The sequence below is a fragment of the Microbacterium soli genome (assembly GCF_039539005.1).
In the GTDB taxonomy this organism is placed as follows: domain Bacteria; phylum Actinomycetota; class Actinomycetes; order Actinomycetales; family Microbacteriaceae; genus Microbacterium; species Microbacterium soli.
Genome location: NZ_BAABCP010000001.1, coordinates 234,432 through 257,351, shown reverse-complemented (window position 1 = coordinate 257,351; position 22,920 = coordinate 234,432). Strand labels below are relative to the sequence as shown.

The window sequence follows — 22,920 nt, the reverse complement described above, 5'->3', positions numbered from 1 at the left end:
TGTCCCCCTTTCGGGCCTGTCTCAGCACTGGTGGGTACCGGCCGCTCCGGGGCAGGGCGACGGCGTTCGTCAGTCGAAGATGCCGTCCAGGATGCTGCCGATCACGAGGCCGCCGAGAATGCCGCCCATCACCCCGCTGTCGCCGCCGCGACGACCGCCGCCTCCCCAGCCGTCCCCGCCCCAGCCCTGGTTCTGCGGACGGGACGAGTCGATGTCGTGCTGTGCCAGCTGCAGCGCCTCCGCGGCCAGCTGCGCCACACGGCGCGCGGAGGACAGCGCGAGCTCGCGGGTGTCCTCCGCGGGCAGCATGGCGGGCACGTCCACGCGCAGCCGCTCCGCCTCGGCGAGCCGGGTGCGGGCATCCGCACCGATCCAGCCGCGGTGCCCGGAGATGAGGCCGCGCGCCACGCCCAGCTGCCGGTCCGCGTCGTCGAGGGCGTGCTGCACCTGGTCGAGGGAGGGCAGCGGATGCTCGGCACGGTACTGCGCCTTCGCGATCACTTCGTCGAGGGCGTTGTTGGCGGTGCGCAGCTGCGTGAGCTCGGCGAACGGGTCGTTCAGCGCGCCCGCCGGCGCGAGGGCGTTCAGCGCGCTCTCCAGCGCTGCCGTGGCGGCCGTCACCTCGGGGGTCTGCGGCGCGCTGCGGGCGGCCACGATGTCGCCCCGGGAGTCCGCGACGACATCCGCCAGCGTGGCCTCGGCCCGCAGCGCCTCGATCTCGAAGTCCTCCACGGCGTCGAGCATCGCGCCCGCACGGCGCACGGCCTCGGTCGCCGTCTCCAGCGCGAGGTTCGCCTCCTCGTTCTGCTTGGCCGCGCGGCGGCGCTCCGACACATCGGCACCGTGCCGGGCGAAGGCGATGAGCTGCTCGGCCTCGTCGCCCGAGGATGCGATGCGGCGCATGGCGGTCTCGGCATAGCGCGACGACAGCCGGGCGATGGTCTCCCTGGCCTGCGGGATGCGGCCGCTGAGGCTCTCGGCATCCGCTCGCACCTGAGCGATGACCTCGGGTGCGCGGCGCACCTTCGCCACCGTCTCGGCGAGCACGCCGGTCTTCTCCTCGAGCAGATCCTCGGCCCAGTCGCACAGCTGCACGATGCGCGCGTTGCGCGTGCGCAGCTCCTCGTCGGTGTCGGGGATCTCGTCGTGATTGAGCTGGTGCAGCTGGAACGCCTCCTGCAGGTGCAGGCGCACGGCATCCAGCGCCGCCTTCAGATCCGCGGTCAACGACTCGCCGAGCTCCGCCTGCGCGAACGCCAGTTCGTCGGCGGTGGTGCGGATGCGCTCATCGGCGGCCACCAGCGCCTGCTCGGCACGGCGTGCCAGATCCGCGTCCTGCGCCGCGAGCGCTTCCTGTTCACGTCTGCGTCTGCCCCAGAAACCGGCCATGACTCCGATCCTACGTTCGCCCGCCGATGTCCGCGCTGTGGATCCGGTACGGCTTGCGCGAAAACACGTCGGTGTCCGCGGTCGCATCCGCCCGCAGCCGGTCCAGGACTGCATCCGTCGGCGCAGCGGTCATGCGCGCGCCTTCGCGGGGCGCCCGCGCTTGGGGCGCTCGGTGGACAGCTCCAGCTCCAGGGCGCGCCGCGGATGCCTGCTCAACCGCTCCTCGGTGTGGTCCAGCCAGCGCACCTCGGCCTCCGCGGCGAAGATCATCGAGTCGACCACGAGGGACCAGGCCAGCTCCTCGGCGCCGTCCGGGTCGGCTCCGGCGTACTTGGCGCGGTTGAGCTCCTGCAGCTGCGCGAGCGACGATTTGCGCTGATTGTGGATGACCGAGACGACATCCACCCCCGGCAGGGTCGCGGCGATCGCCAGCTTGATCGCCAGCTCGTCGCGCGTGCCGGTCTGGCGGGGCACGGGGGAGTCCAGCCAGGTGCGCACCTCGTCACGACCGGCATCCGTGATCTCGTAGTACACGTGCCCCTGCTCGTCGGTGTCTCCCTTGCCGACCAGACCGTCGCGCTCCAGCCGCTCCAGGGTGTTGTAGATCTGGCCGACGTTCAGCGGCCAGGTGGACCCGGTGCGGCGGTCGAACTCGGCGCGCAGCTGATAGCCGTAGCAGGGGCCCTGATCGAGGATGGCGAGCAGACTCTGGCGGACGGACATGCGTTCTCCTTCTCCCGTGCGAGACGGATGGGATCTGCGCGGGGTTTCTCGGTATTGCATTTCTGAGTATATGCATGCCGGGAAACTTGTGTCGAGCGATCGGCATCCGCGTGTCGTTCGCGCTCAGCGTGACCGGCGCGCAACGGCGCACAGCGCGCGCATGTCACAGGCCGGTAACATGGCACGGTATGTTCGGCGGCCATCCCGTCGGAACCCGAGATCCAAGGGAGAAATCCGTGGCTAATCCTCTCGAGAAGCTGCTGCGCGCAGGCGAAGGACGCATCCTCCGCAGGCTCAAGCAGGTCGTGAAGGCCGTGAACGCGCTGGAGGACGACTTCGAGAAGCTCACCGATGAGGAGCTGCGCGGCGAGACCGCCGAGCTGCGGGCCCGTTACGAGCAGGGCGAGACCCTCGACCAGCTGATGCCGGAGGCGTTCGCCGCCGTGCGCGAGGCCGCCCGCCGCACGCTCGGCATGCGCGCCTATGATGTCCAGATCATGGGCGGGGCGGCCCTGCACAACGGCAACATCGCCGAGATGAAGACCGGTGAGGGCAAGACCCTCGTCGCCGCCTTCCCGTCGTATCTCAACGCCATCGCGGGCAAGGGCGTGCACATCATCACCGTCAACGACTTCCTCGCCTCGTACCAGTCCGAGCTCATGGGCCGTGTGCACCGCGCCCTGGGGATGACCACCGGCACCATCGTGTCCGGCCAGACCCCGGAGGTGCGCCGCGCCCAGTACGCCGCCGACATCACCTACGGCACCAACAACGAGTTCGGCTTCGACTACCTGCGCGACAACATGGCCTGGCGCAAGGAGGATCTCGTCCAGCGCGAGCACTACTTCGCGATCGTCGACGAGGTCGACTCGATCCTCATCGACGAGGCCCGCACCCCGCTCATCATCTCCGGCCCGTCCTCTGGCGAGGCCAACCGCTGGTTCACCGAGTTCGCGAAGGTCGCACGCACGCTCGAGCCGGGCGTCGACTACGAGGTCGACGAGAAGAAGCGCACCGTCGGCGTGCTCGAGCCCGGCATCGAGAAGGTCGAGGACTACCTCGGCATCGACAACCTGTACGAGTCCGCCAACACCCCCCTCATCTCCTTCCTGAACAACTCGATCAAGGCGATCGCCCTGTTCAAGAAGGACACCGACTACGTCGTGATGAACGACGAGGTCATGATCGTCGACGAGCACACCGGCCGCATCCTCGTCGGCCGCCGCTACAACGAGGGCATCCACCAGGCCATCGAGGCCAAGGAGAACGTGCCGGTCAAGGCCGAGAACCAGACGCTGGCGACCGTCACGCTGCAGAACTACTTCCGGCTGTACGAGAAGCTCGCGGGCATGACCGGAACGGCCGAGACCGAAGCAGCCGAGTTCATGTCCACCTATGAACTGGGCGTCGTGCCGATCCCCACGAACAAGCCGATGATCCGCAAGGACCAGCCGGACCTCGTGTACAAGAACGAACAGGCCAAATTCGCGCAGGTCGTCGAGGACATCGCGGAGCGCCACGCGACCGGGCAGCCGGTGCTGGTCGGCACCATCAGCGTGGAGAAGAGCGAGTACCTCTCCCGGCTGCTGGCCAAGCGCGGCATCAAGCACGAAGTGCTCAACGCCAAGAACCACGCCCGCGAGGCGGAGATCGTCGCGCTCGCCGGAAAGCTCGGCGCGGTCACCGTCGCCACCAACATGGCGGGTCGTGGCACAGACATCATGCTCGGCGGCAACGCCGAGTTCCTCGCCGTCCAGGAGCTCAGGTCCCGGGGGCTGGACCCGGAGGAGACCCCGGAGGAGTACGAGGCGGCGTGGGACGACGCCTACGAGGCCATGAAGAAGAAGGTGGCCGAGGACGCCGTCAAGGTCATCGAGGCCGGCGGCCTGTACGTGCTGGGCACGGAGCGACACGAGTCCCGTCGCATCGACAACCAGTTGCGAGGACGGGCGGGGCGTCAGGGCGACCCCGGTGAGAGCCGCTTCTACCTCAGCCTCACCGACGACCTCATGCGCCTGTTCCAGTCCGGCGCCGCGGAGGCCATTCTCGCGCGCACGAACTTCCCCGACGACGTGCCCATCGAATCGGGCCTGGTCAGCCGTGCCATTCGCAGCGCCCAGTCGCAGGTCGAGGCGCGCAACGCGGAGATGCGCAAGAACGTCCTCAAGTACGACGACGTGCTCAACCGCCAGCGCGAGGCCATCTACACCGATCGCCGTCAGATCCTGCACGGCGATGACATCGCCGACCGGGTGAAGCACTTCATCGAGGACGCGATCAGTGGCATCGTCGACGACCACACCGCCGAGGGGCACAACGAGAGCTGGGACTTCGACGCGCTGTGGACGGAGCTGAAGACCCTCTACCCGATGAACGTCACCATCGATGAGGTCGTCACCGAGGCCGGCGGGCGCAAGGGCGGGATCACTGCAGACGGGCTCAAGCGGGAACTGCTCTCGGACGCGCTCATCGCCTACGAGAAGCGCGAGGAGAGCCTCGGTGCGGCGGCCACCCGTGAACTGGAGCGTCGCGTGGTGCTGCAGGTGCTCGACCGCCGCTGGCGCGATCACCTGTACGAGATGGACTACCTGAAGGACGGCATCGGCCTGCGCGCCATGGCGCAGCGCGACCCGCTGATCGAGTACCAGCGCGAGGGCTACGCGATGTTCCAGTCCATGATGGGGCAGATCAAGGAGGAGTCCGTGGGCTACCTCTTCAACCTCGAGGTGGAGGTGCGCCGTGCCGGCTCCGACCAGACCGAGGTCGAGGCGAAGGGGCTCGTCGATCAGCAGCCCGAGCAGAAGCTCGAATACTCCGCTCCCAACGATTCGGGAGACGTCGAGGTGCGCAACGATCGCGGGCAGGTGCAGCAGGCGGCCACCGCTCGCCTGCGCGGCTCCGCCGCAGGAGCGCAGCAGACCGGCAAGCAGGCCGCGCGCGGTGCGTTCGGGCAGCGCACGGATGCCGAGAGCGCGCCGCCCGCGAACCGGCAGCAGCGACGCGCGCAGAACCGCAAGCGCGGGTAGGCGGCGACGCGGGTCATCCGCTGAGCGGTAGTCTTGGCGGATGACCCGCCGAACCCTGGACCAGTCGTCCAAGCTCAAGAACGTCCTCTACGAGATTCGCGGCAAGGCACTGGTCGAGGCGGCGCGGCTGGAGGCCGAGGGGCATCAGATCCTCAAGCTCAACACGGGGAACCCTGCCGCATTCGGCTTCGAGGCGCCGCATCAGATCGTCCGGGACATGCTTGCCGCTGTCCCGACGGCGCACGGCTACAGCGACAGCAAGGGTGTGATCTCCGCGCGCCGGGCGGTCGTGAGCCGCTATGAGGAGATCCCGGACTTCCCGCGGTTCGACCCGGACGATGTGTTCCTCGGCAACGGAGTCTCCGAGCTGATCACCATGGTCATGCAGGCTCTGCTGGACCAGGGCGACGAGGTGCTGATCCCGGCGCCCGATTACCCGCTGTGGACGGCGATGACGTCGCTGGCCGGCGGCACCCCGGTGCACTACCTGTGCGACGAGGCCACTGGCTGGCAGCCGGACCTGGATGACATCCGTGCACGGGTGACGCCGCAGACCAAGGCCATCGTCATCATCAACCCGAACAATCCCACCGGTGCCGTCTACTCGCACGAGGTGCTGGAGGGGATCGTGCAGATCGCACGGGAGAACGGGCTGCTGCTGCTTTCCGATGAGATCTACGATCGGATCCTCTACGACGATGCCGTGCATGTTCCGACGGCGACGCTGGCGCCGGATCTGCTGTGCCTGACCTTCAACGGCCTGTCCAAGACCTATCGGGTGGCGGGATACCGCTCCGGGTGGCTTGTCGTGACGGGCCCCACCTCCCATGCGAAGGGGTTCCTGGAGGGCATCACGCTGCTGGCGTCCACGAGGCTGTGCCCGAACGTGCCGGCCCAGCACGCCGTGCAGGCCGCGCTGGGCGGAGTGCAGTCGATCGATGCGCTGATCGCGCCCTCGGGCCGGCTGCACGAGCAGCGCGACATCGCCTGGAAGGGATTGGAGTCCATCCCCGGGGTCAGCTGCGTCATGCCGCAGGGTGCGCTGTACGCGTTCCCCCGACTGGATCCTGACGTGCACGAGATCCATGATGACGCGAAACTGGTCTACGACCTGCTGGTCGCGGAGAAGATCCTGCTCGTGCAGGGGACGGGCTTCAACTGGGCGACGCCGGATCACCTGCGGGTGGTGACGCTTCCGGAGGCGCGTGTGCTCAGCGAGGCCGTCGAACGGCTCGGGAACTTCCTCGCGAGCTATCGGCAGTGACCTTCTCGCGCGGCCCCAGTGCGGTGCTCAGGCGGTGCACTGCGCTGACCAGCTGGGAGCGCGGAGCGACGTCGGCGATGACCCGGGCGTGCAGCGCGGCGGCGTCCGCCGCGCGTTGATCCTCCGGGACGAAGGCGACTTCACCGATGCCGGCGAAACGGTCCAGCGTGCGACGGATCTGCCCCCGCACGTCGATGCCCAGCGGGCCTGTGCGGACGCGGTTGGCGACGACGGAGACGGGCGTGCCGCCCAGCAGGTGACGCAGCTCGGCGTGCGCGCGGACGAATCTGCTCACCCCGAGCGGATCGGCGGAGAGCACGGCCACGACGATGTCGGCCTCGAGAAGGGCGGCGGTCGTCGCCGCGTGACGGGAGGGTGCGCCCGGGCCGAGGTCGTCGTCGAGCTCGAGTTCGGCTGCGACGTCGACGACCGTGTCCTGCGCCCAGGAACGGCAGACGCTCAGCGCGGTGCGCACGCGTGCCGCTCCCAGCTCCGGCCAGCGGCTGGGCCGGTTCAGGCCGCGGAGCACGTCCACGATCCCGCCCGAGGTCTCCACGGGGGTCGCCAGTCGGGAGAGCTCGGAGACGTCGAGGCCGCCCAGCTCTGCGCGACGGCAGGCGGCCGCCAGACCCGGTGCGTCGTCGTCGAGGCCCAGCTGGAGGGCCAGTGACGGGGCGACGCTGTCGGCATCCACGAGCGCGGTGCGCCGGCCCGAGCGGGAGAGCTCGACGGCGAGCTGGACGGCGATCGTCGACCGTCCTGGCGCGCCGTGCGGCCCCCACACCGCGATGATGCGCGAAGGAGGACCGCCCGGCCGGGGAGCGGCGGCGGGTGGCGCCGAGAGCGTGCGCAGCACGTGCGCGGCAGGCGTCTCGAACGGGAGGGGAGCGGGCAGCCCGAAGCGCGCGACGGTCCGCGACGGCGCGGCTCCGACCGGGACCACACGCACTCCTGCTCTGTCGCATCGGGCGAGGAGCTCGGCGGTCAGCGTTGCACGGGTTGGTGCGAGCAGCAGCGCGTCGACACCGTCCAGCCCCGCACGCGGCAGGTCGGCGGCGTCGAGACGCAGGACTTCGGCGCCCTCGAGCTCGAGGTCGGAGGCGAGCATCGCCGCGTCGTCGCCCTCGGCGCAGACGATCACGCGCGTCATGATCCCGCTCCTGCCGGGATCACCGAGATCAACGACCCGCCGGCGATGGCCGTGAGCACCTCGGGCACGTCGGCGCGGTCGATGACGAGCTCCACCTCCGTGCCGGACTGAGTGAGCATGGCCTCGTCCTCGGTCACACGAGCCACGACCGCGTCGCCGACGAGCACGCGCGGGGCGTCCGGTGTGCGACCGTCTTCGAGCATCGGCGCGTGCCACAGCTCCACGGCGGCCCCGGTGCGGACATCGTCGGGGATCGACGTGCTGCTGACCACCACGGTCGTCGTGTGGGAGGTCCGCTCGTCGCCGACGCCCGACCTCGGCACGAGCTCGCCCTTCGGCAGTGTCCTGGTCGCGATCGAACCCGACTCGAGGTCCTGCGGGGCGAGGTAGGTCCTCTCGAGGCCGCCGAGGCCGGCCTCGACCACCTGGACGTCGGTCGAGGTGACCGTCTCACCCGGGAGGATCGTGCGGACGGTCTGCAGGATCGGGCTCGTCTGCCGAGACGAGGAGATGAGCAGCCAGACACCCGCGATGGAGACCACGACGAGGGCGATGCCGATCAGGAAGCGCGGATCACCGAAGAACGGCCGACGGGTGCGTGAGGACGTCATGCACACATGCTCACAGATTCCGAGTTCGTGACCGAGAAGTTATCCACAGGGAGGATTCCCAGAGGCGCGAAGCGCCGGTCCGGGGCAGAATGTACGCATGCCCGAAGCATCCGACAAGGCGCCTCGCTTCCTTGCACCCGCACAGGTCGCCGAGCTGCTGAGCATCGAGGTCGATGAAGTCATCGCCCTCGTGCACGAGGGACGGCTGCGCGGGGCAGAGCTCGGATCTCCGCCGCGCTGGCGGATCGAGGAGGCGAGCCTGGCCGACTACCTCGAGGAGCAGTCCGAGGACGCCCGCCGTCAGGCGCTGTGGCGCCAGGCCAACGACGCGAGCTTCCCGGAGCTGTGGGGGCCCGCGCCCTATCGTCGCGACTGACGTCGCAGGACGTCATGCGGCACCGGCCGGCTTCTCCACGACGGGCATGTGCGGCATCCGTCCCCGCGCTCAGGCTGCGGTGGAGTCCCCGCTCTCCATGCGGACCCACACGAGCATCCCGAAGGGGATGATCCGGAAGCCGCGCACGGAGCGCGTGCGGCGCACCTCACCGGGATCGTGCAGTGCGAGATCGAGGTGATCCGCGCCCGCACGGTCGATCGTGCCGTGCTGAGGGTCAGCGCCGCGACGAGCGATCGTGACCGGGCTGCGGCGCCGCGCGAGGTCTCGCAGGACGAACCCCAGGGTCATGCGCTCCCGCAGCGCATCGCCGTCGCGGGGTGCGGTGCCGTCCTCGCTCAGTGAGGACAGCAGTGCGCCGTGGTCGACGGACACCGCCCCGATCCCCTGCACAGGCAGGATCCGCAGCCTCGGGTCGGTGCGCATCGACACGCCGATCCAGTCCGCTCCGATCACGCGAAGCGTGCAGTCCCAGGTGTCTCCATCCATGATCTCGATGGACAGGCGCGCGGGGTCACGGGGAACCGCACGCAGTCTGTCGCGCAGCGTCAGGCGGGAGATGCGCAGTCGCTCGGACTCGGCGTCCAGCGCCGCGCGCTCGGCCTCCCACTCGGCCGCGAGCTGGCCCTCGAGGTCGGCGAAGAGGTGATCCCATTCCACTCGCCCGAGCGTAGGGCACCGGCGCGGGGCGCGTTCGAGTTATCCACAGATCACCGTGCTCCCCTTCCACCGGCCGGCTCATCGTGCTGTACTGCAAAGGAGTTCGTAACCGGATGATTCGATGCTTGAACTGTCACGACCCGGGGGGATCGCGAGAAGATGACGATGACGTTGACCGAGTACTTCGCAGCACAGCCGACCTCTGCGGCGCTTCTTCCGGATCCGATTCCCCTGCTGCGAAGTCTCACGAACGGCGCGCTGGAGGTGCTCGCCGGGGCGAGGAAGGTCGACCAGCTGGCACGTTGGCTCAGTGAGGACGCGTTCCGCGCGCTGGCCGCGCGCGCGAGCCTCTCGGCGCGCGCACGAAGCGCCCGAGGCATCGCCCCGAGCCGCCCCGCCTTCCGGATCCTGTCGATGCGCGTCACCGAGCCCGCCGACGGCATCGTCGAGGCCGTGGTGGTCGTCGCCGGGCCGGGACGCACGAGGGCGGTGGCGGTGCGCCTGGAGGGTCTCGACGGGCGCTGGCGGGCGAGCTCCTTCGCAGTGCTCTGAACAGCCTGGGCAGCACTTCCCGCGCCGCGCCGTCCGCATGGTGCCGCCTGCGCGGCGCCGCCCCACGGTGTGCCGGGGCGAGGACGAGCCCCAGTAGTCTGAGTGAGTGTCAACGCTCAGTGATATCGCACACGCCCAGGGCATCCTCAGCGACGCCGACGTCGAGTGGCTGCACCGTCTCGCAGGCGACGGACAGCTTCTCGCGGATCTCGCCTCGGCCGACATCGTCATCTGGATCCAGACCGCGGACGACTCCTTCATCGCTGTCACCCACTCCCGGCCCAGCGGCGCGGCGACGCTGTTCTATCGCGACATCGTCGGCGAGAAGGTCAGACCGCAATGGCGGACCCAGGTGCAGGCCGCGTTCGAGACCGGAGAGATCGTGGACTCATCCTCTCCCGACTGGTTCGAGGAGACGCCCACTCGTGTGCGCGCAGTGCCGATCATCCGCAACGAGGAGGAGCACGTCGTCCTCGGCGTGCTGACACGGCACACCAACCTCGGCGAGGCGCGGATGCCCTCCCGACAGCAGATCAGCTTCGACGAGTGCGCCAACGATCTGTTCCGGATGATCTCCTCGGGCGAGTTCCCGGACCTGTCCGCGCCCACCGCCCCGCGCCGCGGCGCGCCGCGGGCCTCCGATGGACTCATCCGTCTCGACGTCGATGGGATCAGCACCTTCGCCAGTCCCAACGCGCTGTCGGCCTTCAACCGGATGGGCTTCGACGACGAGCTGGAGGGGGAGTCGCTGGCCGAGGTGACCACTCAGATCCTCCCGCCGTCGCATCAGGTGGACGAATCGCTGCCGGTCGTCGTCACCGGGCGCGCTCCGTGGCGGACGGACGTGGAGGCGCGCGGGGTGACGGTCTCGCTGCGCGCCATCCCGCTGAAGGATCATGGCGTCAGGCTCGGTGCGATCGTGCTGTGCCGCGACGTCTCCGAGCTGCGTCATCAGGAGCAGGAGCTCATCACCAAGGACGCCACGATCCGCGAGATCCACCACCGGGTCAAGAACAACCTGCAGACCGTGGCGTCGCTGCTGCGCATCCAGGCACGGCGTACACGATCCGACGACGCGCGCGAGGCGCTGACGCAGGCCATGCGTCGGGTGGAATCGATCGCCGTCGTGCACGACACGCTCGCCAGCGGCCTCTCGCAGACCGTCGACTTCGACGAGGTGTTCGACCGCGTGCTCAAACTCGTCGCCGAGGTCGCCGCGGCACCCAACACGCGTGCGCGCACCGAGATCGAGGGGCGCTTCGGTGCGTTGCCGAGCGAGTACGCCACGCCGCTGGCACTGGCGCTGACCGAGGTCGTGACCAACGCTGTGGAGCACGGCCTGGCCGGTCAGGAGGGCGTCGTGCGCATCACCGCCGCTCGGACCTCGGAGCAGTTGCGGGTGACCGTCACCGACACCGGTCACGGGCTCACCGAGGGCAAGGTCGGTCAGGGACTGGGCACGCAGATCGTACGCACACTCATCCAGGGCGAGCTCAGCGGCACGATCGAATGGACCGGAGCCGAGGGGCAGGGGACCCAGGTGACCATCGAGATCCCGTTGCGGTGGATCGCGATGTAGGCCGGTGAGGGTCAGGCCCGTGCCCCGGATTCGCACAGCGACCGGATTCACGAAGCGCCGGCCCGGACGGGGTCGGCGCTTCGTCGATGTCGTCGGTGCGGGTCAGCCGGCGCGCCGAGCACGGGCTGCGCGGCGCTTCAGTGCGCGACGCTCGTCCTCGGAGAGACCACCCCATACTCCGGAGTCCTGACCGGACTCCAGCGCGTACTGGAGGCAGATCTCGGTGACGGTGCAGGTGGCGCAGACGGCCTTCGCCTTCTCGATCTGGTCGACGGCGGGACCGGTGTTCCCGACGGGGAAGAACAGCTCGGGGTCGACGGTAAGGCAGGCGGCTTTGTCGCGCCAGTCCATTGATGGCTCCTCAGAATTGATGTTCGGTGTGGTGGCCGCGAGGCGGCTCTCGAGTTCGGGAAGCGGATCGGGAGTCAGCTACCCTGGTCATGCGGGGGGAGAGACCCCGCCCCACTCCGATGTGGGAGCACATGGCTTTGTCCATTGTGTTACAGAAGACAAGCGAAATCAAGGGTTTTCAGACAACTCTTGGGAGGAGTGCGCGTGCGCAGGTCAGGCTCCGCCGTCCTCGCCGCCGTCATCCTGGCGCTCGAGGGAGCGGCCATCACGGTGATCGGCGTCATCGAGCTGTTCGCACTGGGGTCGGGGGACGCCTCGTCGATCCCCAGCGGGGTGGCGCTCATCGTCCTCACGTTCATCGGCGCCGCGGCCCTCGTCGCCTTCGCCCTCGGCGTGCTGCGGCACGCCTCCTGGGCGCGCTCGGGCGGCATCGTGCTCCAGGTGCTGGGCATCGCCCTGGCGCTCGCGGCGCTGGGCATCCAGCCCACGCCCTGGTCGTTCGTCCTGGTGATCGGCGTCGCCGGGATCGCGGGGCTCGTGGCGCTGATCGCCACCGTCCGCCGTGAGGGCGCCGACGACCCACGGCTGCGCCGTCGCGACGCGATCGACGACGAGTGACTCTCAGGCGTCGATACCGAGAGTCTTGCGCAGCCGTGCGACGTGCCCGGTGGCCTTCACGTTGTACTGCGCCAGGATGATGTCACCGGACTCGTCGATGACGAAGGTCGAGCGGATGACGCCCTCGATGACCTTGCCGTAGTTCATCTTCTCGCCCCACACGCCGTAGGCGCTGTGGACGGCGTGGTCCGGGTCGCTGAGCAGCTCGAACGGCAGCGCATCGCGCTCACGGAACTCGCGCAGCTTCGCGGTCGTGTCACGTGAGACGCCGAGGACGGTGTATCCCGACCCCTGCAGGGCGGAGATGCTGTCGCGGAAGTCGCAGGCCTGGGTGGTGCATCCCGGCGTCATCGCCGCAGGGTAGAAGTACAGGATCACCTTCTGACCGCGCAGCCCCGAGAGCGAGACGCTGCGATCATCCTGATCGAGCAGGGTGAAGTCGGGGGCGGGGGATCCGGGCTCCAGGCGCATCGTGGTCACTCCTCCAGCGTAGCCGCATCCCCATCGGCATTCCTACGAGGAGCGAGCACGAGCCGACGATCCAACGCGCTCATCCCTCGAATGTCGCGAGCAGCCGCTGCAGCGAATCCAGCCGAGCGCGGTCGGAGTCGGTCAGCCTGCCGTCCGCGGCCGCCAGGTTCAGGGCGCAGTCCACTGCCTCCGGAAGGTGCGTGCAGCCGCGGGGGCAGTCCTCGGCGATCTCGGCGAGATCCGTGTACGCGGCGAGGATGTTCTGGTGCTGCACGTGCCCCAGGCCGAACGAGCGCACGCCGGGGGTGTCGATGACCCAGCCGCGACCGGCGTCCGAGACGTAGCGCAGCGACACCGTGGAGGAGGAGGTGTGGCGTCCGCGGCCGGTGACCTCGTTGACGTGCCCCGTCGCACGGTGCGCACCCGTCACGAGCGCGTTCACCAGTGTCGACTTCCCGACCCCGGAATGCCCGACGAAGACGGTGGAGTGCCCGACGAGCGCCGCGCCGATCCGATCGGTCGGCATGTGCCCGCGGGCGCTCGTGAACACGGTCAGGTCGAGCCCGGCGAAGTGGGAGAGGAAATCGGTCGGATCGGCGAGATCCGTCTTGGTCACCACGAGCATGGGGCGGATGCCGGCGTCCAGCGCCGCCACGAGATAGCGGTCCACGAGCCGGGCTCGGGGCTCCGGGTTGGCAGCGGCGACGACGATGAGCATCCGGTCGGCGTTGGCGACGATGATCCGCTCGACCTGATCGGTGTCGTCCGCGCTGCGGCGCAGCAGCGAGGTGCGCTCGGTCAGACCCACGATGCGGCCGAGAGTGCCCTCGGCCCCTGAGGTGTCGCCGACTACACGGGCACGGTCGCCGGTGACGATGGGCGTCCGCCGCAGCTCGCGGGCCCTGGCCGCCGTCACCGTGCGCTCGTCGGGACCGTCCTCGCCGATCAGGACGCTGTACCGGCCGCGGTCGACACCGAGGACCCTGCCGATCTCGGCGTCCTCGTGGGCGGGGCGTCGCTTGGTGCGCGGACGGTTGGCCTTCGGGTTGGGGCGGATGCGGACGGTGCTCTCGTCGAACTCCTCGAGGTCGTCGAGGTCGTCGTCATCGCCCAGCCAGCTCACGCGGCGGCGCCGCCTTCCAGCATCCGCTCCCACAGCTGTGTGAACTCGGGCAGCGTCTTGGCCGTCGTCCCGATGTCGTCGATCTCCACGCCGGGCACCCGCAGACCGATGAGGGCGCCCGTGGTCGCCATCCGGTGGTCGTGGTGCGCGGGCCAGCTGCCGCCGTGCAACGGTCGGGGGACGATGCGCAGGCCGTCCGGCAGCTCCTCCGCTTCGCCGCCCAGCGCACGCAGATTGCCGACCAGAGCGGCGATGCGATCGGTCTCGTGAGTGCGGATGTGGCCGACGCCGCGGATCGTCGTGGGGCCGTCGGCGAACGCGGCGAGGCCCGCGATGGTCGGAGTCAGCTCACTGGCCGCGGACAGATCGATGTCGAGGCCGCGGATGCCGTCCCCGGCCTTCACGGTCAGTGCGCCCGCGTGCCGACCGGTGTGCGCGCCCATCGCGTGCAGGATCTCGGGGAGCAGACCACCGGGCTGGGTGGAGTGCAACGGCCAGCCCGTGACGGTGATCTCCCCGCTGCTGACCAACGCCGCGCCGAGGAACGGCGCGGCGTTGGACAGATCCGGCTCGATGGCGACGTCCTTCGCGCGGGGCACTCCCGCCTCGACCAGCCACTCGCCCACGGCGGGACGCTCGATGCGGACGCCGCGACGGCTGAGCGATTCGATGGTCATGTCGATGTGCGGCAGGCTCGGCAGATGCTCGCCGGTGTGCACGAGGTGCAGGCCCACATCGAAACGCGGTGCGGCCAGCAGCAGGCCGGAGACGAACTGGCTCGAGTCGGATGCGTCGATCTCCACCCGGCCGCCGAGGATCCGTCCTCGTCCCCGCACCGTGAACGGCAGGGACCAGGTTCCCTCGTCGTCGATGTCGACGCCCAGATCCCTCAGTCCCGTGATGAGCGCCCCCATCGGGCGGTGCAGCGCGGTCTCGTGCGCGGTGAGGCGCACGTCGTCGGAGGCCAGGCCCGCGAGCGGCGCGATGAAGCGCATGACCGTGCCCGCCTGGCCGCAGTCGATCGTCGCGCCCCCGGTCAGCGGCGCCGGCGTCACCAGCAGGTCGGGCCCGAACTCGCCGTCGGACGGGATCTCCTCCACTCCCACGCCCAGCAGTCGGAGGGCGTCGATCATGCGGTGCGAATCCTCCGAGTGCAGCGGCCGAAGCAGTCTTCCGGGTCCGTCGGCGATCGCGGCGATCATCAATTCACGGTTGGTCAGCGACTTCGAGCCGGGGATCGTCACCGAGGCGCGGACGGGCAGTCCGGTGTCCGGCGCGCGATACCTGCCGCGGATGGGGGAGGGGGAATACCGTTCAGTGCTCATCGGTTCTTAGCCTAGTGAAGGCTGCGACACGGGGAGAGAAGAGGTGGCGGATGTCTGCGACGACGACTCTGGATGCCGTCGATCGGGCTGATGCGAGGCTGCTGGCCAGCCTAGACTGGCCGGTGATGGATGAGACGACTCCCGCAGACCCTCGGCATGAGTTCGAGGAGCAGGCGATCCCCTACATGGATCAGCTGTACGCCGCCGCGATGCGCATGACGCGCAATCCCTCCGATGCCGCCGATCTCGTGCAGGAGACCTTCGTGAAGGCGTACGGGGCGTGGTCGTCGTTCTCGCAGGGGACGAACCTGAAGGCGTGGCTGTACCGCATCCTCACGAACACCTACATCAACATCTACCGCAAGCGTCAGCGCGAACCGTACCAGGGCACGATCGACGACCTCGAGGACTGGCAGCTGGGAGGGGCGGAATCGACCACCGCGTCCAGGAGCCGCTCCGCCGAGGCCGAGGCGATCGACCGGATGCCGGCGTCCGCCGTCAAGGATGCGCTGCAGGAGGTGCCCGAGGACTTCCGTCTCGCGGTGTACCTCGCCGACGTCGAGGGATTCTCGTATCAGGAGATCGCCGACATCATGAAGACACCCATCGGCACCGTGATGAGTCGTCTGCACCGTGGCAGGCGCATGCTTCGCGAGCTGTTGGCAGACTACGCCGCCGAACGAGGGATCGTCGCGGCTGAACCGAGGAGCAGGAGATGACCGACTGCGGTTGTGAGAAGGCGCGCAGGGATATGGAGGAGTACCTCCGCAACGAGATCTGCTCGACCGAGCATTCCGACATCCGTGAGCACCTGGAGAACTGCCCGGCGTGCAAGGACGAGGCCCTCGTCGCCAGGACGCTCACCGAGGTCGTGGCGCGGGCGTGCAGGGAGACGGCGCCCGAGGAGCTTCGCGCTCAGGTGTTCGCGCGGCTGCGCGAGGTGCAGGCCGGCACTCACTGACCCGCGGGACTGACGCTCCGCCCGAGGTCGGTCGTAGTCTGGTGCGATGAGCGCAGCGGAAGACCGCACTGTCCCCGTCGACCCCGAGTCGTTCCGCAGACTGGCGGAGAGGGGCCTGACGTACCGGCTGATCGACACGTCGTCGGATGCAGATGTCGAGGGTTTCCTGCGCGCGGACGCTCGCGGGTTCCTCGAGCCGGACCCGTCGGTCGAGGCCGTGGCGCAGAGACGGGAGATGATCCGCGAGCGTCGCAGCATCGGCGTCTTCGACGATGCCGCGGACGGCTGGCCCATCGGCACCGTCAGCTCCTGGGTGGCACCTCTGACGGTCCCCGGCGGCGAGGTGCCCCTGTGGGCGATCAGCGCGGTGACCGTCGCGGGGACGCACCGGCGTCGGGGTATCGCGCGAGCGCTGTTGGAGGGCGAGTTGCGCACGGCCGCCTCCGGCGGCGTCCCGGTGGCGGGACTGACCGTCTCCGAGGCGACCATCTACGGCCGCTACGGCTTCGGGTCGGCTGTTCCCGTCGCACGCTTCACCGTCGACACCCGGCGGGCCGGGTGGGCGGGGCCGACGCCGCGGGCGCGCGTCGTGTACGCCGACAGACGGACCGTCGCAGACGACCTCTCGGCGCTGCAGGAACAGTCGCGCCCGGTGCGCTCGGGTCAGATCCCGGGATGGCCGCAGCGCTGGGTCCAGCTGGCGGGCCTCCAGGACGGCGACGGCGACGGCGCGGCGGTCCGCGGCGTGCGCTGCATCGACGCCGACGGCACCGTATGCGGCGCGATGACGTACACCCTCGTGGAGGTGCCGGGGACATTCCGCTTCGAGATGCGCATCCGGGTCCTGGTTTCGACGACGGATGACGCGCTGCGCGCGTTGTGGCGCTTCGTCGTGCAGCACGATCTCGTCGACCGTGCCGTCGTCGACCTGCGGCCCGTGGACGACCCGCTGCCCTGGCTGGTCGTCGACCAGCGCGCGGTGACCGTCGAGGTCCACGACCACGGCTGGCTGCGGATCCTCGACGTGCGGGCGGCGCTGCAGGCGCGCCGCTTCCGCGCGCCGCTGGACGCGGTACTGCGGGTCCGGGACCCGCTGGGATTCGCCGAGGGGACGTGGCGGGTGCAGGTCGGTGATGACGGTCGGGCGACGGTGACGGCGACGGATGCCGAGCCGCAGGCCGTTCTCGCGGTCTCCGCGCTGTCGGCCGTGTACGCCGGAGGCGAATCGCTGTCCCGACTGGCGGCAGCGGGCCTGATCGACGGCGATGAGGTGACGATCGCCGCGCTCGGCCACGCCTTCAGCACGGATCCGGCGCCCCTTCTCGGCATCTGGTATTGAACCGACCGCTCGACGAGCACTGTGCCGGGTGCTCCTTCAGCCAGCAGCACCCGGCGAAGGGCGTGTGCGATCAGTTCAGCGTCAGCGCCTCGGCGAGCAGGGCGGCCTGCTCGCCGGCGTGGACCTTCGACGAGCCGGTGGCGGGGGAGGCGGCCTCCGGCCGCGACACGGCGCGGAACCGGCGGTCGCCGGGGACGTCGGCGAACGCCATGGCCAGGAACGGCCACGCCCCCTGGTTCTCCGGCTCATCCTGCGCCCACACCAGCTCGGCGTTCGGGTACGAATCCGTGATCCTCTTGAGCGCGTCGATGGGCGTCGGGTAGAACTGCTCCAGACGGACCAGGGCGATCTCGGGGTTCGGGTTCTTGTTCAGCTCGCTGACGAGGTCCCAGTGGATCTTGCCCGAGTGCACGATCACGCGCTTGACGGCGCTGCGATCCAGACCGCGGTCGTCGTCGATGACCGGCTCGAAGCGGCCCTGCGTGAAGTCCTCGACCTGGCTGGTCGCACCGCGCATGCGCAGCATCGCCTTCGGGGTGAAGACGATCAGCGGCTTACGCGGCCGGGCGTAGGCCTGGCGCCGCAGCAGATGGAAGTACGAGGCGGGTGTGGACGGCCGCGTGACGATCATGTTGTCCTGCGCGCACAGCTGCAGGAAGCGCTCCATGCGTGCCGAGGAGTGGTCCGGCCCCTGACCCTCGTAGCCGTGCGGCAGGAGCAGGACGAGGCCGGACTGCTGACCCCACTTCTGCTCGGCGGAGGAGACGTACTCGTCGATGATCGACTGCGCGCCGTTGACGAAGTCGCCGAACTGCGCTTCCCACAGCACCAGCGCCTCGGTGTTCTCCACCGAGTAGCCGTACTCGAAGCCCAGCGCCGCGTACTCGCTCAACAGCGAGTCGTACACGAAGAAACGGGCCTGCGCCGCGGACAGGTTCGTGAGCGGCAGCCACTCCTGACCGTTCTTGCGGTCGTGCAGCACGGCGTGACGCTGCACGAACGTGCCGCGGCGCGAGTCCTGGCCGGCCAGCCGGACGGGCGTGCCCTCCACGAGCAGGGAGCCGAAGGCCAGCAGCTCTCCGAAGCCCCAGTCGATGTTGCCCTCGCGGCTCATCGTCACGCGTTTGTCGAGCTGCTGCTGCAGCTTGGGGTGCACGGTGAAGCCGTCGGGCTTGTTCGCGTGGGCGTCGCCGATGAGATGCACGACCTCGACGGGCACGCCGGTGACCTCGGGGGAGCCGACCTGCTCGTCGACGGGTGTGAGCTCCGGAGCGATCGGTGTCGCGCCGGTCTCGGCAGCGTGCGTCTCCGCGAACGCGGCCTCCAGACGGCGCTGGAAGTCGGCCTTCGCCTGGTCGTACTCCTCCTGGGTGATGTCCCCGCGTCCCACGAGAGCCTCGGTGTACAGCTTGCGCACCGACCGCTTGGCCTGGATCAGGTCGGTCATCAGCGGCTGGGTCATCGACGGGTCGTCGCCCTCGTTGTGGCCGCGTCGGCGGTAGCAGACCAGGTCGATCACGACGTCGCGGTGGAAGCGCTCGCGGTATTCGAACGCGAGCCGGGCGACATGGATGACGGACTCCGGGTCGTCGCCGTTGACGTGGAAGATGGGCGCCTGGATGGTCTTCGCCACGTCGGTCGCGTACACCGACGTGCGCGAGTCGGTCGGCAGCGTCGTGAAGCCGACCTGGTTGTTGACGACGATGTGCACGGTGCCGCCGGTGCGGTAGCCGCGCAGCTGGGAGAGCTGCAGGGTCTCGACCACGACGCCCTGACCGGCGAACGCCGCGTCGCCATGGACGAGGATGGGCAGCCAGGTGAAGGTGCCGATCGGCTTGCGGTCCTGCTTGGCACGGACGATGCCCTCCAGGACGCCGTCGACGGTCTCCAGGTGCGACGGGTTGGCGGCCAGATGCACGGGCAGTTCCGCGCCGTCCTCGGAGACGAAGGTGCCCTCGGTGCCGAGGTGGTACTTGACGTCGCCCGAGCCGCGCTGGTTGCCGGGGGTCAGCGACCCCTCGAACTCGCGGAACACCTGGCCGTAGGTCTTGCCCGCGATGTTGGTGAGCACATTCAGCCGGCCGCGGTGCGCCATGCCGATGGCGGCGCCGTCGAGCCCCGCGGCTGCGGCCCCTCGGAGGATCTCGTCCAGCAGCGGGATCAGCGATTCGCCGCCCTCGAGTGAGAAGCGCTTCTGGCCGACGAACTTCGTCTGAAGGAAGGTCTCGAAGGCCTCGGCCTCGTTGAGCTTGCTCAGCACACGGAGCTGCTCGTCGTGGCCGGGCTTGACGTACTTCACCTCGAGCTTCTCCTGGAACCAGCGACGCTGCTCGGGGTCCTGGATGTGCATGTACTCGATGCCGAGGGTGCGGCAGTACGAGTCCCGCAGCACGCCGAGGATGTCACGCAGTTTCATCACGCGCTTGCCGCCGAAGCCGCCCGTGACGAACTCGCGGTCCAGATCCCAGAAGGTCAGGCCGTGACTCTCGATCTCCAGGTCCGGATGCGATCGCTGCACGTACTCGAGAGGATCGATGTCGGCCATCAGATGCCCGCGCACGCGGTACGAGTTGATGAGCTCCTGCACTCGGGACTGCTTGTCCACGCGCTCGGCGAGGTCGACGGCGATGTCGGCGTTCCAGCGGATCGGCTGATAGGGGATGCGCAGAGCCGCGAAGATGTCGTCGTAGAAGCCGCGCTCGCCGATGAGCAGTTCGTGGACCTTCTTGAGGAACTCTCCGGATCCGGCGCCCTGGATGACGCGGTGGTCGTAGGTGCTCGTCAGCGTGATGACCTTGCCGATGCCCAGCTCGGTGAGCGTCTTGGGGCTCGAACCCTGGAACTCGGCCGGGTAGTCCAGCGCTCCGGCGCCGATGATGCAGCCCTGGCCCTTCATCAGGCGGGGCACCGAGTGCACGGTGCCGATCCCACCCGGGTTGGTGAGGGAGATCGTCGTGCCCGCGAAGTCGGCCGCGGTGAGCTTGTTGCCGCGGGCACGCGCGATGATGTCCTCATATGCGGTCAGGTACTCGCCGAAGGTCATCGTGTCGGCGCGCTTGATGCTGGGCACCAGAAGTGCACGGGTGCCGTCGGGCTTGGGGACGTCGACGGCGATGCCGAGGTTCACGTGCGCGGGAGCGACGACGGAGGGCTTGCCGTCGACCTCCGCGTAGAACACGTTCTGGCTGGGGAACTCCTTGAGCGTCTGGATCAGTGCCCAACCGATGAGGTGGGTGAAGCTCACCTTGCCTCCGCGGGTGCGGGACATGTGGTTGTTGATGACGATGCGGTTGTCGATCATCAGCTTCGCGGGGATGGTGCGTGCGCTGGTGGCGGTGGGGACCGTCAGCGACTGGTCCATGTTCGCCGCGAGGGTCTTGGGCATGCCGCGCAGCGTGGTCACGGTGTCCTCCGCGCCGGTGGGCTCCTCCTTGGCCTGCGGCTGAGGCGCCTGCGCGGGGATGGGGGCCTGCTTGGCCGGCTTGGCCGTTGTGCGCGCCACCGGCTGCGCGCCGATCACCGGAATCGGTGCGGTCACGGGATTGGCCGGCTGGGCGGGTGCCGCGGAAGCGGCTGCATCCGGGGTGTAGTTCTCCAGGACCGGCCACCACTCCTTGTCGACGGAGTTGCGATCCTGCTTGAACTGCTCGTACAACTCGTCCACAAGCCAGGAGTTGGCTCCGAACGCCCCGTCGCCGCCGACGCCGGTCACCTGGTTCGACACGCTTTACCGCCTCTTTCCTCACTGAAGCTGTGAATGCGGCTCGACGGTGAGAGCGCGTCGAATCGCACACGTAACAGTCATCAAGCCTAATGCCAATCGGGTGGGGAATGCGCTCTCGCCAGGCGGTTCGGGAGGTGCGTCGGGGTAGCGTGACGATATGAAGTTCTCCGGTGAGCGACCCGCGGTGGATCTGACGTATTCGGATGTGTTCCTGGTGCCACGGCGTTCGGCTGTCGACAGCCGTCTCCAGGTCGATCTGGCGCCCGGCGACGGCACGCCCGCGACCGTGCCGCTGGTCGCCGCGAACATGAACTCCGTGACGGGGCCGCGCCTGGCCGCGACTCTCGCCAGACGCGGCGGGCTCGGCGTGCTTCCGCAGGACCTGCCGCTGCAGGAGCTGGATGCGGCCATCCGCTGGGTCAAGCGCCAGCCGGTGCGCTGGGACACTCCGCTGGTGCTCTCGCCGCGCGCCGCCGTCGCCGACGCGCTGCGGCTGCTGCCCGCGCTGCCCGGTCGGGGCATCGTCGTCGCCGAGCAGCGGGGTGCAGAGGAACTGCGGCGCGAGGACGTGGTGGGGGTCCTGGCCGCGCCCCGTCTCGCGACGGCGCTGCCGGACGCCGCGCTGGGCGACCTCGTGCATTCCGAGCCGATTGCGATCTCCACGGAGGACATCGGCGAGGGGCGTGCGGCCTTCGACGCCGTCGACGCGGCGGACGCCGAGATCGTGCTGATGCTCGAACGCGGCCAGGTGGTGGGCACGCTCACGCCGCGCACCGCGCTGCGCTCAAGCCTCTACCGGCCCGCTGTCGACACCGACGGGCGCCTCGCCGTGGCGGCGGCCGTGGGCATCAACGGCGATGTGGCGGGCAAGTCCGCGGCCCTGGCGTCCGCCGGAGTGGACGTGCTGGTCGTCGACACGGCGCACGGCCATCAGGAGGGCATGCTGCGCGCGCTGGAGGCCGTCGCGCGGCTCGACCTGGGCATCCCGATCGTCGCGGGCAACGTCGTCACCTCCGACGCCGTGCACGACCTGGTGCGCGCGGGCGCAAGCATCCTGAAGGTGGGCGTCGGGCCCGGGGCGATGTGCACCACCCGCATGATGACGGCCGTCGGGCGTCCGCAGTTCTCCGCCGTGCTGGAGACCGCCGCGGCGGCGAGGGAGCTGGGCGCGCACGTGTGGGCGGACGGCGGGGTCCGCTATCCGCGCGACGTCGCGCTGGCACTGGCGGCGGGCGCCTCCTCGGTGATGATCGGCTCCTGGTTCGCGGGCACGATCGAGGCTCCGGGAGAGCTGCTGCACGACGCCGAGGGACGCGTGTACAAGGAGTCCTGGGGGATGGCCTCCACCAAGGCCGTGCAGGCGAGATTCGAGCGCCTCGATCCCTACGAGCGGGCGCGGAAGGAGCTCTTCGCCGAGGGCATCTCCTCGTCCATGATCTACCTGGACCCGCTGCGCCCCGGCGTGGAGGACCTCGTGGACATGATCACGGCGGGCGTGCGCTCCTCGTTCACGTATGCGGGAGCGTCGACGGTGGCGGAATTCCACGACCGCGCTCTCGTGGGCCTGCAGTCCGCGTCGGGGTACGAGGAGGGCAAGGCGCTGCCGGTCGGTTGGTGAGCCCCCGTCCCACGGATTCATCCCGGCCTTGCTCCCAGCGGG

At 69.4% G+C, this 22,920-nt stretch carries 21 protein-coding genes; 10 read left to right on the top strand and 11 right to left on the bottom strand.

Annotation, left to right across the window (positions count from 1 at the left end; translation table 11 throughout):
• Positions 1-69: 69 nt before the first annotated feature.
• From ABD770_RS01290 to ABD770_RS01280, 3 genes are read right to left on the bottom strand one after another with little or no spacing between them, the layout of a single operon-like run.
• On the bottom strand, positions 70-1,389 hold the full coding sequence (locus ABD770_RS01290; protein WP_344817680.1) for a hypothetical protein: 1,320 nt from the start codon (positions 1,387-1,389) through the stop codon (positions 70-72).
• Positions 1,390-1,399: 10 nt separating this feature from the next.
• On the bottom strand, positions 1,400-1,522 hold the full coding sequence (locus tag ABD770_RS01285; RefSeq protein ID WP_344817679.1) for a hypothetical protein: 123 nt from the start codon (positions 1,520-1,522) through the stop codon (positions 1,400-1,402).
• A complete protein-coding gene (locus ABD770_RS01280) occupies positions 1,519-2,112 on the bottom strand; it encodes a PadR family transcriptional regulator (RefSeq protein WP_344817678.1) in 594 nt (197 codons plus the stop codon). Before ABD770_RS01280 ends, ABD770_RS01285 begins: the two co-directional genes overlap by 4 nt.
• Positions 2,113-2,348: 236 nt before the next feature.
• On the opposite strand from ABD770_RS01280, the gene secA reads away from it, so the two are divergent.
• Both secA and ABD770_RS01270 read left to right on the top strand, forming a co-directional pair.
• Positions 2,349-5,138 carry a preprotein translocase subunit SecA gene (secA, locus tag ABD770_RS01275; protein ID WP_344817677.1) on the top strand — a complete coding sequence of 930 codons (2,790 nt, stop codon included), beginning with the start codon at positions 2,349-2,351 and terminating at the stop codon, positions 5,136-5,138.
• A gap of 40 nt (positions 5,139-5,178) precedes the next feature.
• On the top strand, positions 5,179-6,402 hold the full coding sequence (locus ABD770_RS01270; protein WP_344817676.1) for a pyridoxal phosphate-dependent aminotransferase: 1,224 nt from the start codon (positions 5,179-5,181) through the stop codon (positions 6,400-6,402).
• Here ABD770_RS01270 and ABD770_RS01265 read toward each other — a convergent pair.
• Both ABD770_RS01265 and ABD770_RS01260 read right to left on the bottom strand, forming a co-directional pair.
• A complete protein-coding gene (locus ABD770_RS01265) occupies positions 6,350-7,552 on the bottom strand; it encodes a CpaE/TadZ family protein (protein WP_344817675.1) in 1,203 nt (400 codons plus the stop codon). The two genes, ABD770_RS01270 and ABD770_RS01265, sit on opposite strands and share 53 nt — an antisense overlap.
• Positions 7,549-8,163, bottom strand: a complete 615-nt coding sequence (locus tag ABD770_RS01260) for a hypothetical protein (RefSeq protein WP_344817674.1) — start codon at positions 8,161-8,163, stop codon at positions 7,549-7,551. Before ABD770_RS01260 ends, ABD770_RS01265 begins: the two co-directional genes overlap by 4 nt.
• 97 nt (positions 8,164-8,260) lie before the next feature.
• Between ABD770_RS01260 and ABD770_RS01255 the strand changes: the two genes are divergently transcribed.
• Positions 8,261-8,539: a helix-turn-helix domain-containing protein gene (locus tag ABD770_RS01255; protein ID WP_344817673.1), complete on the top strand. Its 279-nt coding sequence runs from the start codon at positions 8,261-8,263 to the stop codon at positions 8,537-8,539.
• A 69-nt stretch (positions 8,540-8,608) separates the two neighbouring features.
• Here ABD770_RS01255 and ABD770_RS01250 read toward each other — a convergent pair whose 3' ends face one another.
• Positions 8,609-9,217: a hypothetical protein gene (locus tag ABD770_RS01250; protein ID WP_344817672.1), complete on the bottom strand. Its 609-nt coding sequence runs from the start codon at positions 9,215-9,217 to the stop codon at positions 8,609-8,611.
• Positions 9,218-9,382: 165 nt separating this feature from the next.
• On the opposite strand from ABD770_RS01250, the gene ABD770_RS01245 reads away from it, so the two are divergent.
• Together ABD770_RS01245 and ABD770_RS01240 are read left to right on the top strand one after the other, a co-directional pair.
• A complete protein-coding gene (locus ABD770_RS01245; RefSeq protein ID WP_344817671.1) occupies positions 9,383-9,769 on the top strand; it encodes an Rv3235 family protein in 387 nt (128 codons plus the stop codon).
• Between the two features lie 106 nt (positions 9,770-9,875).
• Positions 9,876-11,348: a sensor histidine kinase gene (locus tag ABD770_RS01240; protein WP_344817670.1), complete on the top strand. Its 1,473-nt coding sequence runs from the start codon at positions 9,876-9,878 to the stop codon at positions 11,346-11,348.
• Between the two features lie 102 nt (positions 11,349-11,450).
• Here the strand turns inward: ABD770_RS01240 and ABD770_RS01235 are convergent, their stop codons facing one another.
• The gene (locus tag ABD770_RS01235) at positions 11,451-11,699 is read right to left on the bottom strand and encodes a WhiB family transcriptional regulator (protein WP_071641453.1); all 249 of its coding nucleotides are present in this window, start codon (positions 11,697-11,699) and stop codon (positions 11,451-11,453) included.
• A gap of 204 nt (positions 11,700-11,903) precedes the next feature.
• On the opposite strand from ABD770_RS01235, the gene ABD770_RS01230 reads away from it, so the two are divergent.
• Positions 11,904-12,317 carry a hypothetical protein gene (locus ABD770_RS01230; RefSeq protein ID WP_344817669.1) on the top strand — a complete coding sequence of 138 codons (414 nt, stop codon included), beginning with the start codon at positions 11,904-11,906 and terminating at the stop codon, positions 12,315-12,317.
• A 3-nt stretch (positions 12,318-12,320) separates the two neighbouring features.
• Here ABD770_RS01230 and bcp read toward each other — a convergent pair whose 3' ends face one another.
• The 3 genes from bcp to aroA all read right to left on the bottom strand — a co-directional run bounded on the left by bcp (position 12,321) and on the right by aroA (position 15,236).
• Positions 12,321-12,788, bottom strand: coding sequence for a thioredoxin-dependent thiol peroxidase (gene bcp / locus ABD770_RS01225; RefSeq protein WP_344819836.1), 468 nt, complete (start codon positions 12,786-12,788; stop codon positions 12,321-12,323).
• A 79-nt stretch (positions 12,789-12,867) separates the two neighbouring features.
• Complete coding sequence (gene rsgA, locus ABD770_RS01220) at positions 12,868-13,911, bottom strand: ribosome small subunit-dependent GTPase A (RefSeq protein ID WP_344817668.1); 1,044 nt, start codon at positions 13,909-13,911, stop codon at positions 12,868-12,870.
• The gene (gene aroA, locus ABD770_RS01215; protein WP_344817667.1) at positions 13,908-15,236 is read right to left on the bottom strand and encodes a 3-phosphoshikimate 1-carboxyvinyltransferase; all 1,329 of its coding nucleotides are present in this window, start codon (positions 15,234-15,236) and stop codon (positions 13,908-13,910) included. The genes rsgA and aroA overlap by 4 nt, the downstream gene beginning before the upstream one ends.
• Positions 15,237-15,286: 50 nt before the next feature.
• Between aroA and ABD770_RS01210 the strand changes: the two genes are divergently transcribed.
• From ABD770_RS01210 to ABD770_RS01200, 3 genes are read left to right on the top strand one after another with little or no spacing between them, the layout of a single operon-like run.
• A complete protein-coding gene (locus ABD770_RS01210) occupies positions 15,287-15,955 on the top strand; it encodes a sigma-70 family RNA polymerase sigma factor (protein WP_344817666.1) in 669 nt (222 codons plus the stop codon).
• Positions 15,952-16,197, top strand: a complete 246-nt coding sequence (locus ABD770_RS01205) for a zf-HC2 domain-containing protein (protein WP_344817665.1) — start codon at positions 15,952-15,954, stop codon at positions 16,195-16,197. The genes ABD770_RS01210 and ABD770_RS01205 overlap by 4 nt, the downstream gene beginning before the upstream one ends.
• Before the next feature lie 46 nt (positions 16,198-16,243).
• Positions 16,244-17,536: a GNAT family N-acetyltransferase gene (locus ABD770_RS01200; RefSeq protein WP_344817664.1), complete on the top strand. Its 1,293-nt coding sequence runs from the start codon at positions 16,244-16,246 to the stop codon at positions 17,534-17,536.
• 70 nt (positions 17,537-17,606) lie between these two features.
• Here ABD770_RS01200 and ABD770_RS01195 read toward each other — a convergent pair whose 3' ends face one another.
• Positions 17,607-21,260, bottom strand: a complete 3,654-nt coding sequence (locus ABD770_RS01195; RefSeq protein WP_344817663.1) for a multifunctional oxoglutarate decarboxylase/oxoglutarate dehydrogenase thiamine pyrophosphate-binding subunit/dihydrolipoyllysine-residue succinyltransferase subunit — start codon at positions 21,258-21,260, stop codon at positions 17,607-17,609.
• Positions 21,261-21,417: 157 nt separating this feature from the next.
• Between ABD770_RS01195 and guaB1 the strand changes: the two genes are divergently transcribed.
• Positions 21,418-22,878 carry a GMP reductase gene (gene guaB1, locus ABD770_RS01190; RefSeq protein WP_344817662.1) on the top strand — a complete coding sequence of 487 codons (1,461 nt, stop codon included), beginning with the start codon at positions 21,418-21,420 and terminating at the stop codon, positions 22,876-22,878.
• Positions 22,879-22,920 lie beyond the last annotated feature (42 nt).

Excerpts from the sequence above, each read along its gene's own strand:
- ABD770_RS01290 (WP_344817680.1), bottom strand. The coding sequence starts at position 1,389 with ATGGCCGGTTTCTGGGGCAGACGCAGACGTGAACAGGAAGCGCTCGCG.
- ABD770_RS01285 (WP_344817679.1), bottom strand. The coding sequence starts at position 1,522 with ATGACCGCTGCGCCGACGGATGCAGTCCTGGACCGGCTGCGGGCGGAT.
- ABD770_RS01280 (WP_344817678.1), bottom strand. The coding sequence starts at position 2,112 with ATGTCCGTCCGCCAGAGTCTGCTCGCCATCCTCGATCAGGGCCCCTGC.
- ABD770_RS01270 (WP_344817676.1), top strand. The coding sequence starts at position 5,179 with ATGACCCGCCGAACCCTGGACCAGTCGTCCAAGCTCAAGAACGTCCTC.
- ABD770_RS01265 (WP_344817675.1), bottom strand. The coding sequence starts at position 7,552 with ATGACGCGCGTGATCGTCTGCGCCGAGGGCGACGACGCGGCGATGCTC.
- ABD770_RS01260 (WP_344817674.1), bottom strand. The coding sequence starts at position 8,163 with ATGACGTCCTCACGCACCCGTCGGCCGTTCTTCGGTGATCCGCGCTTC.
- ABD770_RS01255 (WP_344817673.1), top strand. The coding sequence starts at position 8,261 with ATGCCCGAAGCATCCGACAAGGCGCCTCGCTTCCTTGCACCCGCACAG.
- ABD770_RS01245 (WP_344817671.1), top strand. The coding sequence starts at position 9,383 with ATGACGTTGACCGAGTACTTCGCAGCACAGCCGACCTCTGCGGCGCTT.
- ABD770_RS01235 (WP_071641453.1), bottom strand. The coding sequence starts at position 11,699 with ATGGACTGGCGCGACAAAGCCGCCTGCCTTACCGTCGACCCCGAGCTG.
- bcp (WP_344819836.1), bottom strand. The coding sequence starts at position 12,788 with ATGCGCCTGGAGCCCGGATCCCCCGCCCCCGACTTCACCCTGCTCGAT.
- aroA (WP_344817667.1), bottom strand. The coding sequence starts at position 15,236 with ATGAGCACTGAACGGTATTCCCCCTCCCCCATCCGCGGCAGGTATCGC.
- ABD770_RS01210 (WP_344817666.1), top strand. The coding sequence starts at position 15,287 with ATGTCTGCGACGACGACTCTGGATGCCGTCGATCGGGCTGATGCGAGG.
- ABD770_RS01205 (WP_344817665.1), top strand. The coding sequence starts at position 15,952 with ATGACCGACTGCGGTTGTGAGAAGGCGCGCAGGGATATGGAGGAGTAC.
- ABD770_RS01200 (WP_344817664.1), top strand. The coding sequence starts at position 16,244 with ATGAGCGCAGCGGAAGACCGCACTGTCCCCGTCGACCCCGAGTCGTTC.
- guaB1 (WP_344817662.1), top strand. The coding sequence starts at position 21,418 with ATGAAGTTCTCCGGTGAGCGACCCGCGGTGGATCTGACGTATTCGGAT.